15 protein-coding genes are annotated in these 16,655 nt (G+C 64.9%); 5 read left to right on the forward strand and 10 right to left on the reverse strand.

Going from position 1 to position 16,655, the window contains the following annotated elements; all coding sequences use genetic code 11:
- Nucleotides 1-58: 58 nt before the first annotated feature.
- From CD932_RS16345 to CD932_RS16375, 7 genes are all read right to left on the reverse strand, one after another.
- The gene (locus CD932_RS16345; protein ID WP_094443861.1) at nucleotides 59-1,381 is read right to left on the reverse strand and encodes an alpha/beta hydrolase; all 1,323 of its coding nucleotides are present in this window, start codon (nucleotides 1,379-1,381) and stop codon (nucleotides 59-61) included.
- 99 nt (nucleotides 1,382-1,480) lie between these two features.
- A complete protein-coding gene (locus CD932_RS16350; RefSeq protein WP_094443862.1) occupies nucleotides 1,481-2,359 on the reverse strand; it encodes a proteasome-type protease in 879 nt (292 codons plus the stop codon).
- 91 nt (nucleotides 2,360-2,450) lie between these two features.
- Nucleotides 2,451-3,260, reverse strand: coding sequence for a transglutaminase family protein (locus CD932_RS16355; RefSeq protein WP_094443863.1), 810 nt, complete (start codon nucleotides 3,258-3,260; stop codon nucleotides 2,451-2,453).
- Nucleotides 3,260-4,204 (reverse strand): alpha-E domain-containing protein, encoded by a 945-nt coding sequence (locus tag CD932_RS16360; RefSeq protein ID WP_094443864.1) that lies wholly within the window; start codon nucleotides 4,202-4,204, stop codon nucleotides 3,260-3,262. Before CD932_RS16360 ends, CD932_RS16355 begins: the two co-directional genes overlap by 1 nt.
- Nucleotides 4,204-5,646: a circularly permuted type 2 ATP-grasp protein gene (locus tag CD932_RS16365; RefSeq protein ID WP_094443865.1), complete on the reverse strand. Its 1,443-nt coding sequence runs from the start codon at nucleotides 5,644-5,646 to the stop codon at nucleotides 4,204-4,206. The genes CD932_RS16360 and CD932_RS16365 overlap by 1 nt, the downstream gene beginning before the upstream one ends.
- A 182-nt stretch (nucleotides 5,647-5,828) precedes the next feature.
- Nucleotides 5,829-6,962, reverse strand: coding sequence for a sensor histidine kinase KdpD (locus CD932_RS16370; RefSeq protein WP_141213274.1), 1,134 nt, complete (start codon nucleotides 6,960-6,962; stop codon nucleotides 5,829-5,831).
- A 73-nt stretch (nucleotides 6,963-7,035) separates the two neighbouring features.
- Nucleotides 7,036-7,920 carry a hypothetical protein gene (locus CD932_RS16375; RefSeq protein WP_094443867.1) on the reverse strand — a complete coding sequence of 295 codons (885 nt, stop codon included), beginning with the start codon at nucleotides 7,918-7,920 and terminating at the stop codon, nucleotides 7,036-7,038.
- Between the two features lie 157 nt (nucleotides 7,921-8,077).
- On the opposite strand from CD932_RS16375, the gene CD932_RS16380 reads away from it, so the two are divergent.
- From CD932_RS16380 to CD932_RS16390, 3 genes are all read left to right on the forward strand, one after another.
- Entirely contained in the window at nucleotides 8,078-8,728 is a 651-nt protein-coding gene (locus CD932_RS16380; protein ID WP_141213275.1) for a hypothetical protein, read from the forward strand.
- A gap of 75 nt (nucleotides 8,729-8,803) precedes the next feature.
- The gene (locus tag CD932_RS16385) at nucleotides 8,804-9,760 is read left to right on the forward strand and encodes a 2-hydroxyacid dehydrogenase (RefSeq protein ID WP_094443869.1); all 957 of its coding nucleotides are present in this window, start codon (nucleotides 8,804-8,806) and stop codon (nucleotides 9,758-9,760) included.
- An 11-nt stretch (nucleotides 9,761-9,771) separates the two neighbouring features.
- Nucleotides 9,772-10,962, forward strand: coding sequence for a low temperature requirement protein A (locus tag CD932_RS16390; protein WP_094443870.1), 1,191 nt, complete (start codon nucleotides 9,772-9,774; stop codon nucleotides 10,960-10,962).
- Nucleotides 10,963-10,966: 4 nt separating this feature from the next.
- On the opposite strand, the gene CD932_RS16395 is transcribed toward CD932_RS16390, so the two are convergent.
- Nucleotides 10,967-11,866 carry a LysR family transcriptional regulator gene (locus CD932_RS16395; protein WP_094443871.1) on the reverse strand — a complete coding sequence of 300 codons (900 nt, stop codon included), beginning with the start codon at nucleotides 11,864-11,866 and terminating at the stop codon, nucleotides 10,967-10,969.
- A 63-nt stretch (nucleotides 11,867-11,929) separates the two neighbouring features.
- On the opposite strand from CD932_RS16395, the gene CD932_RS16405 reads away from it, so the two are divergent.
- Nucleotides 11,930-13,465 carry an MFS transporter gene (locus CD932_RS16405; RefSeq protein WP_094443872.1) on the forward strand — a complete coding sequence of 512 codons (1,536 nt, stop codon included), beginning with the start codon at nucleotides 11,930-11,932 and terminating at the stop codon, nucleotides 13,463-13,465.
- A 29-nt stretch (nucleotides 13,466-13,494) separates the two neighbouring features.
- On the opposite strand, the gene CD932_RS16410 is transcribed toward CD932_RS16405, so the two are convergent.
- Together CD932_RS16410 and CD932_RS16415 are read right to left on the reverse strand one after the other, a co-directional pair.
- On the reverse strand, nucleotides 13,495-14,862 hold the full coding sequence (locus tag CD932_RS16410) for a serine hydrolase (RefSeq protein ID WP_176461013.1): 1,368 nt from the start codon (nucleotides 14,860-14,862) through the stop codon (nucleotides 13,495-13,497).
- Between the two features lie 65 nt (nucleotides 14,863-14,927).
- Entirely contained in the window at nucleotides 14,928-15,830 is a 903-nt protein-coding gene (locus CD932_RS16415) for a DUF535 family protein (protein WP_094443874.1), read from the reverse strand.
- 162 nt (nucleotides 15,831-15,992) lie between these two features.
- Between CD932_RS16415 and CD932_RS16420 the strand changes: the two genes are divergently transcribed.
- Nucleotides 15,993-16,643, forward strand: a complete 651-nt coding sequence (locus CD932_RS16420; RefSeq protein WP_094443875.1) for a hypothetical protein — start codon at nucleotides 15,993-15,995, stop codon at nucleotides 16,641-16,643.
- Nucleotides 16,644-16,655: the final 12 nt, after the last annotated feature.

The following is a 16,655-nucleotide window of genomic DNA, read 5'->3' on the forward strand; positions in this document are numbered from 1 at the left end:
TCGCCGTGTCTTTGCCATGCCGTAATACCGCATCTTAACATGCCTGCCCGGCTGCCTGTCAGGGCTTGAACGTCCAGTAACGCCCCTCGGGCGTATCGACCGGATCGAGAAAGCGCTGGTCGGCGCGCGCGTTGTTGTGGATCAGATAAAACATGTCGGACAGGGCCGAGCGTTTCTCGGCAAAATAGGAATGCTTGAGAAAACCGGTATCGACGCCGGTGGCGTCGATGGTTTCCACGCCGGCCAGCAGCAGCATGCCGGCGCCGCTGTCGCCCGCGCGCGGGTAGCCATGCACCAGCTTTGACGCCGCCAGCGCCAGGTCCTCCGACGAGGCGTACAGGGTCACCGGATGCGTTGCTGCCGTCAGCCGCGGCGCGATCTCTTGCTTGAATACATCGGCGTCGATATCGGGCGCCGTCAAAATGATGTCGCTGATGCGCCGCGCCAGTTCGGGCTCGCTTTCGATCAGGCCGGCCACGGCGCGCGCCAGGCCCCGGTTGCCCATGCTGTGACCGATCAGATAGACCCTGGTGGCGTGGCTCTGTTGCAGGAAGTCGGCAAGAAACGCCTGCAAATGTGGCGTGCTCCATTCGATATTGTTTTCATCGACCGCATAGTGCGCCACGTCGCCCTGCGAGGGCCAGCTGTAGAACACCGGCGCGCCGTCGAAGCCGAGGTCGTACGCCATCTGGCCCGTGCGCCGCGCTGCATCCTCGAAGCTGACGTTATAACCATGGACAAAGATCAACGCGCTGCCGCTGGCCGACGCCTCGATCTGCGCGCCGACACCGGCAAAGAACTTGGCCTGGTCTTCGACTTCGGTACTGAGCAACACCACATGCCTGGCCGGATCTGAGCGAAATTCCAGTCGCCACAAGGAAGGCGACTCCAGCTCGCCCATGCGGTGGTCGCGCGGGATGCTGATCGCGCAGTGGCCGTAACTGAGGCGCGCGTTATTGCTGCGCTCGTTACTGAAGCGCTGTCCTGCCGGCTTGCCCAGGTCGCGCTGGCGGTCGGTGGCAAAGCCCACCTTGACGACGGCATAATTACTGACGAGTGTGCTTTTTTCGGTCGCTGCAACCGCTTGCGGTGGCGTGTCCTCGGGTGCGTGCAAATGCTGCAGCAGCGCCTGCGCGGCAAACAGCGTGGCCATATCGTCGGGCGCCCCGGCCTTGGCGGCGGCCCTGGACAGCGCCAGGAGCAGCGCTGGCGAATCAGGATGGGTTTCCAGCCGGGCAATCGCCGCCAGCACATCGGTCGCGCCAGCCAGGCGGCCAATGGCCGCTTTCAGGCGCTGGTACAGCTGCTGCACGTCGGCGGGAGCGGCGTCGGGCGCGCCGTTGGCAAGGGCGGCCGCTACCGCCGAAGTGATCAAGTCCATGCGCCACCGGCCTCTCTGTGCAATCTGAATGGTTGTCCAATTCATCTTGCCATAAAAGCACGGCGCGCGCCAGCGTCCGTCAATCTTGTGCGATTGCCGTCAATGCTGCTCGCCGCTGTCGAACTGCTGGGCCAGCGATTGCAGCGGCGCCACGGCGCGGCCATCGCCCCTGGCGTGGTCGGGGATGGCCACGCGCACCGGCTTGCTGTGCATATTGCTTGACGACAGCACATTGCTGGTGGTCTCCGGCGCCGCGTTCCAGACCGGATCGTCGATGCCTTCGAACACCTGTTTCAGCTGCTGGCCCCAGGTGTCGCGGATCATGCGGAAATACTGGTTTTTTTCATCGATGGTGACAAAGCGCGTCACCGCCAGGCGCTCCGTTTCATACACCAGCAAATCGAGCGGCAGGCCGACGGAGATATTCGAGCGCAGGGTCGAATCCATGGAAATAAGGGCACACTTGGCCGCTTCGTCGAGGCCGGTTGCGGGATTGATCACGCGGTCGACGATGGGCTTGCCGTACTTGGCTTCGCCGATCTGGAAATAGGTGTTTTCATCGTGCGATTCGATGAAGTTGCCGGCTGAATAGATCTGGAACAAGCGGCAACGCTCGCTGCCGATCTGGCCACCGAGGATCATGCTGACATTGAAGTCGATGCCGCACTCGGCCAGCGCCTTCGCTTCGCGCTGGTGCACGGTGCGCACGGCGTCTCCGACGATGCGCGCCGCATCATACATGCTGGTCACATTCCAGATGCCGCGCCCGTCGCTGTCCACCTGTTCGGAGACGATCTGGCGGATGGCCTGCGAGATCGACAGGTTACCGGCGGTCATCAGGACCAGCATGCGGTCGCCCGGATTTTCAAACACGCTCATCTTGCGGAAGGTGCCCACCTGGTCCACGCCGGCGTTGGTGCGGGAGTCGGACAGGAAGACCAGCCCTTCGTTGAGGCGCATGCCTATGCAATAAGTCATCGGAAACGATCAATCAAAAGATGCAATTTTACACCAGCCAGGCCGAGCGGCGATAGCGGCAGGCCCCGGCCGGCATCCCCATCTGGCGCATTTATGTCGGTACAATCTGTACGTCCACGCTCATGGTTTCCTTGCCGCCGCCCTGGCGCACGCCGCGCACCGGTGCCGCCGAATCGTAGTCGCGGCCGATGGCCAGCCGGCAGTAGGCGTCCGTCATCAGGCGCGCATGGGTGACGTCGATGCTGACCCAGCCGGCAAAGTCGCTGTCGACCACCCAGGCGTCGACCCAGGCGTGGCTGGCCGCATGGCCGCTGGTGCCGGGATCGATATAGCCCGACACATAGCGCGCCGGGATGCCCCAGGCATGGCAGCAGGCCAGGTACAGATGGGCATGGTCCTGGCACACGCCGCGTCCCAGCGCCAGCGCCGCGATGGCGCTGGTCGTCACCTCGGTGGCGCCGCTTTCATAGGCCACCTTGCCGACGATGCTTTCGGCCAGGTGCAGCAAATGCCGGGTGGTGGCCGGCGTGCCACGGTCGGGCAGGCTGGTGGCAGCCAGCTCGACGATCGTGGGGTCCGCTTCGGTCAGCCGCGTCGGCATGGTAAACAACAGTGGCGAGAGCGTGTCGACCAGGTTCAGCCTGCCCTGGTAAGGGTAAATGGTCTCCACCACGCCATGCACCACCAGTCCCAGCGCCTGATGCTTGCCATTGATGGTCAGCATGTGCGACAGGTTGCCGTAGGCATCCGTGTACGCGTGGCACTGGCCCGGCGTGTTGATGTGCCAGGACAGGGCGCGTTGCTGCGGTTCGATGCGCGGCATCAGGTGCAGCTGCTGTATCGTGTAGGCCAGCGGCCTGCTGTAGTGATAGATGGTTTCGTGACGTATGGTGAGTATCATCAGGCCGCCAATGGAACAAGAAAATCACGGCTGACACGGTTGCCCAGTTCATAGATATTTTCCAGGAACTCGGTCAGGGTATGGTGCAGGCCGGCTTTCAGGATGTCGTCGATATGGCCGAATTTCAGCTCGGCATGCAAGCGGCCGGCGAAACGCTCGGTATCGGCCGACACATCGTTGCGGATATGGTGCAGATTGTCGACCACATCATCCATGCAGGCCAGCAGCGAGCGCGGCATGTCGCCACGTAAAATCAACAGTTCGGCCACGCGCTCGGGCGTGATCACGTCGCGATACACCTTGCGGTAGATCTCGAAGCCCGATACCGAGCGCAGCAGCGCCGCCCAGTAGTAGAAATCGCGCTGGGCGATATCTTTCGAGGCGTCTTTCGCGCCATGGAATTTCACGTCCAGGATGCGCGCGGTGTTGTCGGCGCGTTCCAGGAAGGTGCCCAGGCGTATGAAATGGATGGCTTCGTCTTTCAGCATGGTGCCCAGGGTCACGCCGCGCGACAGGTGCGAGCGGTATTTGACCCATTCGAAAAAGGCGCTCGGATCGGTTTCCAGCAGATTGCTTTTCAGGCGCTTCTGCATGTCGAGCCAGGTGGCGTTCTGGGTTTCCCACACTTCCGTGGTCAAGGTGCCGCGCACGGCACGCGCGTTTTCACGGGCGCCGGTCAGGCAGGCGATGATGGACGACGGATTGTTCGGGTCGCGCACCATGAAGTCGAGCACGTCGCGCGTATGGAAGCGGCCGTACTTCGCATCGTAGGCGCTTTGCAGCTCGGAAATACCCAGGGTGGCGCGCCAGCCTTGCTCGGCGTCCTCCTGCGACTGCGGCAGCATCGAGGTCTGCATGTTGACGTCCAGCATGCGGGCCGTGTTTTCGGCGCGCTCGGTGTAGCGGGCCATCCAGAACAGGTGATCGGCGGTGCGGCTCAGCATTATTTGTCTCCAGCGAAAGATTTTTCCAGTACCCAGGTATCCTTGGTGCCGCCCCCTTGCGAGGAGTTGACCACCAGCGAGCCTTCGCCCAGCGCCACGCGGGTCAGACCGCCCGGCACCATGGAGATGGTCTTGCCGGACAACACGAACGGGCGCAGATCGATATGGCGCGGCGCGATGCCCGATTCCACATAGGTGGGGCAGGCCGACAGGGCCAGGGTGGGCTGGGCAATATAGCCGCTGGGGTTGGCCAGCAGGCGCTGGCGGAAGTCTTCGATCTGCGCCGTGGTCGAGGCCGGCCCGACCAGCATGCCGTAGCCGCCCGCGCCATGCACTTCCTTGACCACCAGCTTGGGCAGATTGGCCAGCACGTAACTCAGGTCGGCCGACTTGCGGCACTGGTAGGTTGGCACATTGTTGAGGATGGGTTCTTCCGACAGGTAGAACTTGATCATGTCGGGAACAAAAGGATAGATCGACTTGTCGTCGGCCACGCCGGTGCCGATGGCATTGGCCAGCGTCACGCGGCCGGCGCGGTAGACCGACAGCAGGCCCGGCACGCCCAGCGAGGAATCGGAACGGAACGCCAGCGGATCGAGGAAATCGTCGTCGACGCGGCGATAGATCACGTCGACCCGTTTCGGGCCGCGCGTGGTGCGCATGTAGACCGAATTGTCATTGACAAACAAATCCTTGCCTTCGACCAGTTCCACGCCCATCTGCTGGGCCAGGAATGCATGTTCGAAGTAAGCCGAGTTGTACATGCCCGGCGTCATCACCACTACCGTCGGATCATCGACGCCCATCGGCGCGACCGAGCGCAGGTTGTCGAGCAGCATGTCGGGGTAGTGGTCGACCGGGGCGATGCGGTTGCGCGCGAACAGTTCCGGGAACAGCCGCATCATCATCTTGCGATCTTCCAGCATGTACGACACGCCGGACGGCACGCGCAGATTGTCTTCCAGTACATAGAATTCACCCTGGCCGGCGCGCACGATATCGACGCCGGCGATATGGGCATAGATGTCGGAGGCGACCGATATGCCCTGCATTTCCGGACGGTACTGCGCATTCTTGTAGATCTGTTCGGCAGGGATAATGCCGGCCTTGATGATGTTCTGCTCATGATAAATATCATGGATAAACATGTTCAGGGCCTTGACCCGTTGCACCAGGCCGGTTTGCATCTGCGCCCATTCATCGGCGGGGATAATTCGCGGTATCGTGTCAAACGGAATCAGGCGCTCGGTACCGGCATCATCGCCATACACGGCGAAAGTGATGCCGACGCGGCGAAACGTCAGGTCGGCCTCGGCGCGCTTGCGCTCGATGGTCTCCGGCGATTGCTGCTCCAGCCATTGATGGAATTCACGATAGTGTTCACGAACCTTGCCTTCCGTGCCCACCGCCTCCGCAGTCATTTCATTGAAAAAAGTCGCCATATTGTTATTTCCCCCTTGAGCCTGATTGTAAGCTTACCTCAGCACTAATGTCAGCAGGAAGTGTGCCAGATAGAAATATCAAAAAAGCCCATTTTTAATGCGCCACTGTGTGCGGCGCACCGCATTGGTGCACTTGCAATGGGCAGGACGGGCGGTATTGGGGATGCGGGAGGGGCAGCAAATCAGGCGGCGGGATCGACGTAGGGACGGCAATCGATGGGCAGATCGAGGATAAACGTGGTGCCGGTGGCGGGCGAACTGTCGACTCCGATGCTGCCGCCATGGCTTTCGGCCACGTTCTGCACATACGGCAGGCCGATGCCCCAGCCCGGCGCGGGGCCGTGGTGTTCGCGCCGCAGATAGTCGAAGATGCGGCTCATCTGTTCGTCGGCGATAAACGAGCCGCTGTTGTGTACGGAAATGCGCACCCGGTCATGCTCGTGCTCGACCAGCACGTCGATGACGCCCTCGTCGCCATACTTGACGGCGTTGCCAAGCAGGTTTTCCAGCGCGCGGCGCAGCGAATTGTCGCACCACCAGCCCGTGACGCCGCTGCCGGTGACCTGGCATTTGTCCGGATGCTGCAGGTTGACCTGGGCGCAGACGGACTGCGCCAGCGGCAGCAGGTCGAACCGCGTCAGCGCCAAAGGCAGTTGCTGGCCCCGGTGGTAGCTGAGCGTATCGAGCAGCTCCTCGATCATGGTGTCGAGCCGCTTGCCGTGCTCGACGATGCGCTGTGTCAGTTCGGTGATTTTTTCCGGTTCCAGCCCGGCGCGGCGTTGCAGCAATTGCGCGCTGATCAGGATCACGGACAGCGGATTGCGCATGTCGTGCGACAGGCCGGCGGCGATGCGGCGCTGGAAGCTTTCATGCATGGCGGTAAATTCGCGTATCGAATCGCGTATGGCGGCGTCGATCGAGGCCTGCAGGATGGCCCAGTCGCGGCGCCGCAAGGACAGGCCGGCCGCCAGCGCCGCCTCGGCAAAGCAGTCGCGGAAGATCTGGTATTCCTGGATCACCTGTTCCGGGCCGTAGTTGGTCATGCGCGCCCGTTCGTTGCCGTGCACGGCCGGCATATTGCTGTTGCTGCCGGCCGTATCGCGCGGATGCTCGCGCGACAGCGCCTCGGCCAGATGGTCGAAAAACGCCGGCAGGGTATTGATCAGTATGGGCGGCAATAATTGCTCGGCACCGCGCACGCTGGCGCGCACGCGGTGCTCCCATTCGTGCAGCACGGCCTCGCGCAGGTCGGCAATGCGCTGTGTGCGCAAGCGTGGCCGCGCCGCAGGGGAAGTTGGGTCGTGGGCAGGTGACAAGCTGGCTCCGCAAGGCTGCACGCAGCGGTGCAGTCCGATGCGCGGTCCTCCAGTATCCTACAAATGCGCGGCCTTATTGGTGCGAGACAGTACCGGCTGGCGGCTCCATGATATTGATCAAATGGGCGATCGATTCTGACCAGGCGGACAGCGAAAAATTCTGCGGATCGTCGTGGCCGTTCGCATAGCCCGTATCGAGCACGGCGTGGAAGGCGGGAATCAGCCAGTGTCCCTTGCGCACGCTGGCGGCGATATACAGCAGAGCCAGCCGTTCATACTGGGCCGGCGTAAAGCCGGGATCGGGCGCCACGCCATCATTGCCGCGCCCGCCGGCAGGATCGGAGCTGCGCGGCTGCACCAGCTCCACATGCAGAAACAGCCCGGTCAGCGAGGGTTTGTCTTTCTCCAGTTTGCTGGCGTAGTTGGCTACCTCAAAACCGTGGACGGTGACCGACTCGCCGAGGCGGTTGACATACACATGGCCTTTCGGACCGCCGCCTCTGGCCGGATTGCGGATGGAGAAATCATTGAAGTCCCAGTCGCGGCTGTCGATGATAGCGGGAATTGGGTCGGCCAGGAAATTCGGATAGCTGGTGTCGTGGATCAGAAAATAGCGCGCGACGGGGGAAGCCAGGCGCCCTTGCGCACGCGACAGCGGCGCCTCGAGCGCGCCGCCCAGGTCGCTTTCGGCGATGTGCTGGCGCGCCAGATAAGCTTGGACAACGCTGCGGCTGAGGGTGGTTTTTTCGCCGACATGGCGATCGAGAAAAGCGGGCAGGGCGCTTGCCTGCCCGATGCGCGCATACCTGCCGACCGGACGCAGCAAGCACGTTGCCTGCGTGCGCGCATTGCCCTGGAAGCCGCTTTTCCAGGCGGCGTAATGGCAAGCGGCCGCCTGTTGGGCGCCGGCGGGCAGCGATAATAGCAAGGAGAGCAGCAGCAATGGACGCGGGTTCATGCTTCCATTGTCGCCGATCAGAAGCCAACATTGGCGGCAAGGGACGCAGTATTTGCCAGGAAAAGGGGCGCCAGACGATACCTTGCCGAATTCTTAATGCACAAAGAAAAGTCTGTCTAGAATGGCGAACCGCGCCCTGGCGCTCACAGGACTGCGCATGCCGCCATTTTCCCGCGTTACCCGCCGCATCAGCCTGAAAAGCGCCGCCGTGGCGCTGATCCTGGCCATGCACGGCCTGGGCCTGTATTTCCTGTTATTGCCGGCCAGGCAACTCCAGCAGTATACGGCGGTGGCCTTCATGACCCTGATCCCGCCACGGCCGCCGCCGCGCAGCCTGGTCTTGCCACTGCCCATGCCCATGCCTATAACGGCGCCGCCGCGCCAAGCTGCCGCGTTGCCGCCAGCGGCCATGATCGTTCCGGCAGCACCGGCCGTAGCGATGACGGCCGCGCCAGAGGCCATCTCTGCCGATACCGCGCCGGCAGCGCCGGCTGACGATCTGCGCAGACGCGTTCTTCTCGCCGCCGGCGCCGTCGACAAGACCCTGCGCGCCGAACGCAAGCAGGGACAGCCGTGGCTGGCGGCGCCTGCGCTGTCCGGCGACAGCAAGTTCTCGACGATGGTAGAGAGCGCCTGGCGTGGCGGACCGTCGATCAGGGTGGAAGACTATATGAGCGCCGACGGCCGGCCCGCCACGCGCGTGGTCTCGCCCACCGGTACCGCTTGCTACGCCATGCAGGCCAATCCGCTCGGCGGCGCCGATCCCGCCGATACGGCCGGCAAGGTGAGACGGGTGCCTTGCCCATAATAACGGCCTGCCCCGGGCGGGCGTCAAATATGCTAAGTTGCGTCTGCCAATGACACCGACCCATTCAGGACCACCATGCTCCCCGACATACTGATACTTGCCGCCAGCCCTAGCGCCGCCGTCAACGAACAGCTCGAACGCGGCTATGCCTGCCATCACGCCTGGCAGGTGGCGCCCGAACAGCGCGCTGCCTGGCTGCGGCAGCGGGCCAGCCGCATCCGCGCCGTCGTCACCACCGGCGCGCTGGGTTTGAGCAGCGAAGCGATGGCGGCCTTGCCGGCGCTGGAAATCGTCGCCGTCAATGGCGTCGGCCTCGATGGGGTCGACCTGGACGCGGCGCGCGCACGCGGCATTGCGGTCACCACCACGCCGAACGTGCTGACCGACGACGTGGCCGACGTGGCGCTGGGCCTGCTGCTGGCCAGCACCCGCCATATCGCCTTGCTCGACCGCTTCGTGCGCGACGGCGGCTGGGAGCGGCGCGAGCCGGTCAAGCCGGCCTCTTGCCTGCGCGGCAAGACGGCCGGTATTTTCGGCTTCGGCCAGATCGGCCAGGCCATCGCGCTGCGCCTGGCCGCCTTTGGCGTGCGGGTACGCTATTACCAGCCGCGCGCCAAGGCCGGCGTGCAGGCGCTGCGCGCCGACTCCTTGCTGGCCCTGGCGCGGGAAAGCGATTACCTGATCGTCTGCGCACCCGGCACGCCGGCCACCCGCCACGCTGTCAATGCCGAAGTGCTGGACGCGCTGGGGCCGCAAGGCACCCTGGTCAATATCGCGCGCGGCGCCTTGATCGATGAAGCGGCGATGATCGCCGCGCTGCGAGAAGGGCGCCTGGGCGCGGCGGGCCTGGACGTCTTTGCCGACGAGCCGCGCGTGCCGGCCGCCTTGCGCGCCTTGCCCAATGTGGTGCTGACGCCCCATGTGGGCAGCCTGACGGTGGAAACGCGCCAGGCAATGGGCCAGCTGGTGGTCGACAACCTGCAGGCGCATTTCGCCGGGCAGCCGCTGCCGACACCTGTAACATTTAAATAAGGAAAAAACTGATGGAATTGAAAACATCGCTGCTGCGCACGCGGGGCAGGGCCGATAGCGGCAAGGTCGGCATGATCGAGCTGTTTTTCGATCTCGTGTTCGTGTTTGCCGTCACCCAGCTGTCGCACGCGCTGCTGGAACACCTGAGCGCCATGGGCTGGCTGCAAACGGCCTTGCTGCTGATGGCGGTCTGGTGGGTCTGGATCTATACCTCATGGATCACCAACTGGCTCGACCCGGAGCGCATGCCGGTGCGCCTGTGCCTGTTCGTGCTGATGCTGGGCGGCTTGCTGATGTCGGCCTCGATTCCCGAAGCGTTCGGCACGCGCGGCCTCGGCTTTGCCGGCGCGTATGTGGCGATGCAGGTCGGTCGGCCGCTGTTCGCGCTGTGGGCCGTGCGCGGAGAAGACCTGGCGCGCCGCCGCAATTTCCAGCGCATCGCCCTGTGGGCGGCGTTCTCCGGCGTGTTCTGGCTCGCTGGCGGCGTCGCCGATCCCGCCGTGCGCATAGGCTGGTGGGCTTGCGCGCTGCTGATCGACCTGGCCGGACCGTGGCTGCTGTTCAAGGTGCCTGGCCTGGGGCGCTCATCGACGGGCGACTGGGATATCGACGGCAACCATATGTCCGAGCGCTGCGGCCTGTTCGTCATTATCGCGCTGGGCGAGTCGCTGCTGGTGACGGGCGCCAATTTCGCCGGCCTGGAATGGAGCGCCGCCAACTGGATTGGTTTTATTTCTGCTTTGCTGGGCAGCATCGCCATGTGGTGGTTGTATTTCGACAAGGGAGCCGAGCTGGGCCATACGAATATCACCGCCTCGAAAGACCCGGGCCGCATCGCGCGCCGCGCCTATACGTATATCCACATGCTGATCATCGGCGGCGTGATCGTCAGCGCCGTGGCCGACGAACTGTCGCTGTTGCATGCCGATGAAACCAGCTTTGCCGGCATTTGCGCCATGCTGGGCGGGCCGATCCTGTATTTGCTGGGCAATGCCCTGTTCAAATGGGCCAGCAGCGGGCGTACCAGTCCGCCGCTGTCGCATCTGCTGGGCATACTGATGATCATGGCCCTGATCCCGATGGCGTTCGGCCGCTTGTACACACCGCTGATCCTGGCGTGCATCACCACCGGCGTGCTGGTCCTGGTGGCGGTCTGGGAACATATGGCGCTGCGCCGGCCGCCGCCGGAACTGGACCCTTGAGTTGTCAAGGCACTGCCGCCGCGCGCAGCTGGGCGATCCAGGCGCGCGCGGCGCTGTTGGCTTCGTGGCGGCGAAACGCCACTGCGATTTCCGATGCAATCGCCGGCCCCGCCAGTTCCCGGTAGCGCACGCCCGGCAGGGTGATGCTGTTCATCACCGCCTGCGGCACGATGGCGCAGCCCGCGCCCAGCGAGACTTGCGCCAGCACCGCCAGCAGGCTGCCCGGGCGCGATGCCACTTGCGGCGCAAAGCCGCCGCGCCGGCCCATTTCCACCGTTCCCCATTCCTGTTCGGGTACGATCAAGGGCAGTTGCGCCAGCGCTTGCGGCGCCACCGCGCCGGCGCCGGCGGCCAGCGCGCCGCCTTCGGGCACGGCCAGCACGAAACGGTCGCGCAGCAGCACCACGCTGTCCAGGCCTTCCGGATAGTGCATCGGCGGGCGCACAAAGGCAAAGTCCAGCTGGCCTTGCTCCAGCATGGCTGGCAGCAGTTCCATCGCCACTTCGCGCGAGCGCAGGGTCACGCCCGGGTGCGTCGCCCGAAAGCGGGCAAACGCCTGCTGCAGCACGCCCGAATACACGGCCGAGCCCACATAGCCGATCTCCAGCCGGCCCAGCTCGCCCCGCCCCGCGCGCCGCGCCACCTCCTGCGCCTGCGCCAATTGCGCCAGCGCGCGCTGCGCCTCGATCACGAACAGCGCGCCGGCACTGGTGATCGCCACGCTGCGCTTGCTGCGCAAGAACAGGCGCGTGCCCAGCAGGCTTTCCGCTTCCTGTATCTGCTTGCTGAGGGCTGGCGGCGAAATGCCCAGCTCAAACGCTGCCCGCGCGAAGTGCAGGCTGTGCGCGACCGCCACCACGCAGCGGTAGTGGCGCAGCTCCAGTTGTTTTTCAGTATTCACCATTGGTGAATTATAAGCTGGTTGAGTTATAACAATAAATAAGCATGGCGCGCTTACACTGGCGCCATGAAACCTGCCGACAAAACCCTGTATGTCTGTTCCGCCGTGTGTGCGCTGATCATGCTCGACACCAATGTGGTGGCCGTTTCGCTGCCCGCCATTGCCCGCAGCTTGAAAGCCAGTTTTGCCGACGTGGAATGGGTGGTCAGCGCCTACATGCTGGCGTTTGCCTCCTGTTTGCTACCGGCCGGCGGCATCGCCGACCGCCTGGGCCGGCGTCGCGTGATGCTGTGGGGCCTGGCGCTGTTTGCGCTGGCGTCCCTGCTGTGCGGCGCCGCCTGGACGCCATTCGTGCTGAACCTGGCGCGCGCCGTCAAGGGACTGGGCGCCGCCTTGCTGCTCACTTCGGCGCTGGCCGTGATCAGCCACACCTTCCAGGGCGAAGCCGAACGCGCGCGCGCCTGGTCGATCTGGGGCGCGGCCATGGGTGTGGCGATGACGGTGGCGCCGCTGCTCGGTGGCCTGCTCACCAGCGCCCTGGGCTGGCGTTGGATTTTCTACCTGAACCTGCCGGTAGTGGCGATCCTGATGCTGCTGGTGTCAAAACAGGTGACTGAATCGCGCAATCCGGCCAGCGCCAAACTGGACCCGCTGGGCGCGGCCCTGTTTTCGGGCGCCCTGTTCTGCCTGATATGGGGCCTGATCGATGGCGCAGTGGCGCGCTGGGCCAGCGCCGCCACCATCACGCGCTTTGTGCTGGCCGCGTTGCTGCTGTTGGCCTTCGTGCTGGTGGAGAAAAGGGGGCAGTCACCGATGCTCGACCTGTCGCTGTTTGGCCGGCGCGCGTTCGTCGGCGCCGTGCTGGGCATGCTGGGCTACGCGGTGTCGGCCCAGGTGATGATGACCTTTTTGCCGCTGTACCTGCAGAACGCCTTCAGCTACTCGGCGGTACTGGCCGGTGGCGCCATGTTGCCGTTTGCCGTGGCGATGGTGCTGGCCTCGCGCCTGGCGCCGCTGCTCGCTCACCGCTTGCATGACCGCGGCATGCTGGTGACGGGCCTGCTGATCGTCGCCATCGGCAATGCGCTTACCGCGCTGGCCGCCGCCAGCCTGGCCTATGGCTCGGTGGCGCTGGGCATGGTGGTGACGGGCGCGGGCGCCGGCCTGCTCAATGGCACCACGCAGAAAGCCATTCTGGCCAGTATCGCCCGCGAGCGCAGCGGCATGGGCTCGGGCATCAGCACCACCACGCGCTTCACGGGCATCGTGCTGGCCGTGGCCGGCCTGGGGGCCGTGCTGGCCCAGCGCACGGGCGCGGCTTTTGAACGCCTGGCCTGGCTGCATGGCGTGCAGACATCTCCGGACATGGTGGGGCGCATCGTGGCCGGCAATGCGATGGAAGCCTTTGCGCAATTGCCGCCCGCCATGCGCGAGGTGGCAGCCGCAGCGGCGCGGCAGGCGTTTGTCGAGGGCTTCGCCGGCGTGCTGTGGCTGGCCAGCGCACTGGCGAGCTTGTCGGCGGCGCTGGTATTGGTATTGGCCAGGCCCGTCTCGAGCATGTCACTGCCCGAGCAGAGCGCGGCGCACCGGCCACGACGGTAGAAGAGTTCGAACCGAGCGCAGTTTGAGTGCTATTTTTTCCGCTGGCCCGGCATCGCCCGGCCGTTCTGGTGCAGCACCAGAGCGGTGATGGCGCCGCTGGCGTCGCGCTGGAACACGATCTGCGCGTCGACCACCTTGTAGAAGAAGGCGTCCTTGCCGCTGGCAAACACCGGCGCTTCCTGCTGGCCGGTGGCGCCCACCAGCAAGCCCTGCGGGCCCTGGCGCACGCTCAGGGAAAAATCCGGCGCCAGCGCGTAGCTGCCCACATATTCGCCCAGCGCTTCCGGTGCGATCGCCACTTCCTGGCTCGGCGTTGGCGCGGTGGCCAGCGGCGCCAGGGTGCCCGGCACCAGGCTGGCCACGCCCAGCGCATCGACGCTGGCCGAGGTATTGGTCAGCACCACCACGCCGCGCTTGCCATCCCGGGTAAAACCGGCAAAGCTGGCGTAGCCGCCGGTCTGGCCGTTATGCCAGACGAATCGCTGGCCCTGGGCCTCGTCGCTTATCCAGGCCAGGCCGATATGCTTGTCGCCGCCAAGGTCTTGCCGCGGCTGCGAGGCCAGCTTGTGGGCCGCATCGGGCCTGTGCATGAACGATTGCAGGTAGGCCACCATGTCGCGCGGCGTCGACAGCACGGCGCCGGCGCCGGCGAGCGCCTGGAAGTTCCAGTGCTGTGCCGGCTTGCCGTCGGCCAGATGGCCGGGTGCCAGCCGCGCGCGCAGGGCCGGCGACAGGATGGTCGAAGTCGAACGCAGGCCCAGCGGGCGGGCGATTTGTGTTTGCAGCAAGCTTTCATACGACTTGCCGGCCTTGGCCGCCAGCGCCGTGCCCAGCAGGCCATAGCCCAGGTTCGAATACTCGAAAGCGGCGCCCGGCGCGCGCGCCAGCACATGGCCCGCCAAAAAGGCGCGCAACTGCGCCTCGCCATAGTCGGCATACGGGTCGTTCAGGTCGGTCGGCGCCGCGTTGTCAGGCAAGCGCGGCAGGCCCGAGTAATGGGTGGCCAGGTCCTGCAAGGTGATGGCGCGGCCCTTTATGGCGGGCATGGTGTAGCCGGGCAACAGGTCTGCCACCGGCTGGGTCAGCGTGACCTTGCCCGCCGCCACCGCCTGCGCCAGCAGCAGGCCGGTCATGGTCTTGGTGACGGAACCGATTTCATAGACGGTATCGGCGCCGGGCAAGGCCCCCTTGCTGGCGCGGCCAAAACCGTAGACGGCGCTGTCCTTGCCCTCGATGACGGCGATCACGATGCTGGCGTGCTGACCATCGCGCGTGAGCGCTTCGGCGCGTTCGCGCACGGCCGGGTCCAGCGTGGGAGCGCCGGCGGCCAGCGCGCAGGTCAGGGGCAAGACGGCGGCGGCCAGCGCGCGCAGGGGCAGGGACGAGGGCAAGGTCATGGACGACTCCATCAGAATGGCAATCAAAATAATCCGGGAAAGTGATGTTACTGGAAAACTTGCAGTTATGTTAATTGTTGTGCCAGGCCTGGCGCCGCCAGCAGCGTGCCGAGCCGGGCGCGCATGGCGCCTGTCATCAAGCCCAGCAATTGTCCGCGTCGGCGCGCATCGGCGCGTTTTCTGGACGGCACATCGGCCAGGTCCGGCATTTGGTACGCCAGGCAGGGCAGATGGTAGTTGCCGTCCGTCATGGCCAGCGCATGCAGTTCGCGCCACGCCTGGTCATAGTCGGCGCCGATCTGGCGCCGGCGGCGGGGATTGAGGGCGACGCGGTTGGCATTGCTGATCAGGAATAGATAATTGCAACAAAAGAAATCGCCGAAGTCGCGCAGCAGGGCCACCAGCAAGTTCTTCGGGCGGCAGCCATGCAGGGCGCGCGTGGTGTCGCGCACCAGTTGCGCGCCCGACTCCGAGCGTAAGCCCTGCAAGGCGCCCAGTTGCAGCGCTACCCCGTCCACGCGCGGCACGAACAAAAAGCCGGCCAGGTAAACCGGCAAGCCATCGCGCAGCAGGCGCAGGCATAGCTCGCCTTCGCGGTAGCTATCGTGAATCGCACTCAGTTGCACCTGGTAGCACGCTCCATCCTTGCCTTCCACCGAGGCCAGCACCAGCGCTTGCCGCGCCGCCTGTTCCACCAGGGCGCGCGCGCCGGCTTGCCACAGGAATCGGTAATGACCTTCCAGCAGGGCCAGCCGGCCGGTGCAGTCGAGCTGGCTGCTGACATAGGGCCGGTACAGCTTGTAGCGCAGGCAGGGATGCAGGCTGGCGAGCTGCGCCATGCCCGGTGTCTGCAGCAGAAAGGCTTGCCAGCGCCTGTGCTGGCGTGGATAAACGAGCGCGCCGAGGGCGGCTTTCAGGCGATGACCGTCGGCGCTGCGGCGCAAGGCGGCCTGGGTGGCATGAATCATCTGGCAAGGCTCCGGTGGGCAGGGCGCAGCACCATGCGCGCCCGGCTGCCTGCATGCTAGTCGCGCAGGGTGAATTTCGCGTGAAGAAGGTGGCAGTTGGTGGCAGAATGCGCTTCAACACAGCCGCCTGCCTCAATCCACCCCATTTCAGGACCTTGTGCCATGTCAAACCGCGTCTATCTGTGCTGCACGCATTTTTCCACGCCGCCCCGGGATACGGACTGGCCGGCGTTTGCCGACGAGTCCGGCACAGAATACGAGGCGGTTTATTGCATCCCGCTGTTCTGGCTGTGCCTGTTCGGGCCGCAGGATGTGCGCCTGGCCCAGGCTGAGGAAGACATGGCCGATACCCCGCGCCATTACGCCTATCTGACCTGCCCGCGCGACGACGGCCTGGCACGGCTGAAAGGGCGCTCGTCGGTCATGCGGCGCGCCCTGGGCGAGGCGCGTCATGTGCTGTACCTCGAGTGGGAGGCGCGCATCGCCCGCGAAAGCTACAACCATGTGCTGGTGCGCACCGAAGAACTCGACATGATGGACGAGGAAGGGCAGTTGCGGCAGGATCTGCTGGCGGCCCTGGCCGACCTCGACGCGGCCTGCGCCAGCGGCACACTGGGCATGAGCCCGGTGCTGGCCAGCCTGGCCGGCTTGCCCTATCCGCCCGAATTGCAGCGCTACAATGCCTTTGTGCTGGCCGGCACGGCCATCAGCGCCGAAGGCTGGCCACCGGCCTTGCCGGAACCGGCGCCCAGAGTGGAGTTCAGTGGTGCCGAGGTCGTTGTCGAAGCGCGGCCATGGTGGAAATTCTGGTAGCGCACGGCGCGC

The organism is Janthinobacterium sp. PC23-8 (assembly GCF_002250505.1).
In the GTDB taxonomy this organism is placed as follows: Bacteria; Pseudomonadota; Gammaproteobacteria; order Burkholderiales; family Burkholderiaceae_D; genus Janthinobacterium.

What these genes read in the sequence shown, in the direction of transcription:
- CD932_RS16385 (WP_094443869.1), top strand. Translation starts at nt 8,804, where the DNA reads ATGCTCCCCGACATACTGATACTTGCCGCCAGCCCTAGCGCCGCCGTC.
- CD932_RS16395 (WP_094443871.1), bottom strand. Translation starts at nt 11,866, where the DNA reads ATGGTGAATACTGAAAAACAACTGGAGCTGCGCCACTACCGCTGCGTG.
- CD932_RS16355 (WP_094443863.1), bottom strand. Translation starts at nt 3,260, where the DNA reads ATGATACTCACCATACGTCACGAAACCATCTATCACTACAGCAGGCCG.
- CD932_RS16375 (WP_094443867.1), bottom strand. Translation starts at nt 7,920, where the DNA reads ATGAACCCGCGTCCATTGCTGCTGCTCTCCTTGCTATTATCGCTGCCC.
- CD932_RS16365 (WP_094443865.1), bottom strand. Translation starts at nt 5,646, where the DNA reads ATGGCGACTTTTTTCAATGAAATGACTGCGGAGGCGGTGGGCACGGAA.
- CD932_RS16390 (WP_094443870.1), top strand. Translation starts at nt 9,772, where the DNA reads ATGGAATTGAAAACATCGCTGCTGCGCACGCGGGGCAGGGCCGATAGC.
- CD932_RS16405 (WP_094443872.1), top strand. Translation starts at nt 11,930, where the DNA reads ATGAAACCTGCCGACAAAACCCTGTATGTCTGTTCCGCCGTGTGTGCG.
- CD932_RS16350 (WP_094443862.1), bottom strand. Translation starts at nt 2,359, where the DNA reads ATGACTTATTGCATAGGCATGCGCCTCAACGAAGGGCTGGTCTTCCTG.
- CD932_RS16360 (WP_094443864.1), bottom strand. Translation starts at nt 4,204, where the DNA reads ATGCTGAGCCGCACCGCCGATCACCTGTTCTGGATGGCCCGCTACACC.
- CD932_RS16380 (WP_141213275.1), top strand. Translation starts at nt 8,078, where the DNA reads ATGCCGCCATTTTCCCGCGTTACCCGCCGCATCAGCCTGAAAAGCGCC.
- CD932_RS16345 (WP_094443861.1), bottom strand. Translation starts at nt 1,381, where the DNA reads ATGGACTTGATCACTTCGGCGGTAGCGGCCGCCCTTGCCAACGGCGCG.
- CD932_RS16415 (WP_094443874.1), bottom strand. Translation starts at nt 15,830, where the DNA reads ATGATTCATGCCACCCAGGCCGCCTTGCGCCGCAGCGCCGACGGTCAT.
- CD932_RS16410 (WP_176461013.1), bottom strand. Translation starts at nt 14,862, where the DNA reads ATGACCTTGCCCTCGTCCCTGCCCCTGCGCGCGCTGGCCGCCGCCGTC.
- CD932_RS16420 (WP_094443875.1), top strand. Translation starts at nt 15,993, where the DNA reads ATGTCAAACCGCGTCTATCTGTGCTGCACGCATTTTTCCACGCCGCCC.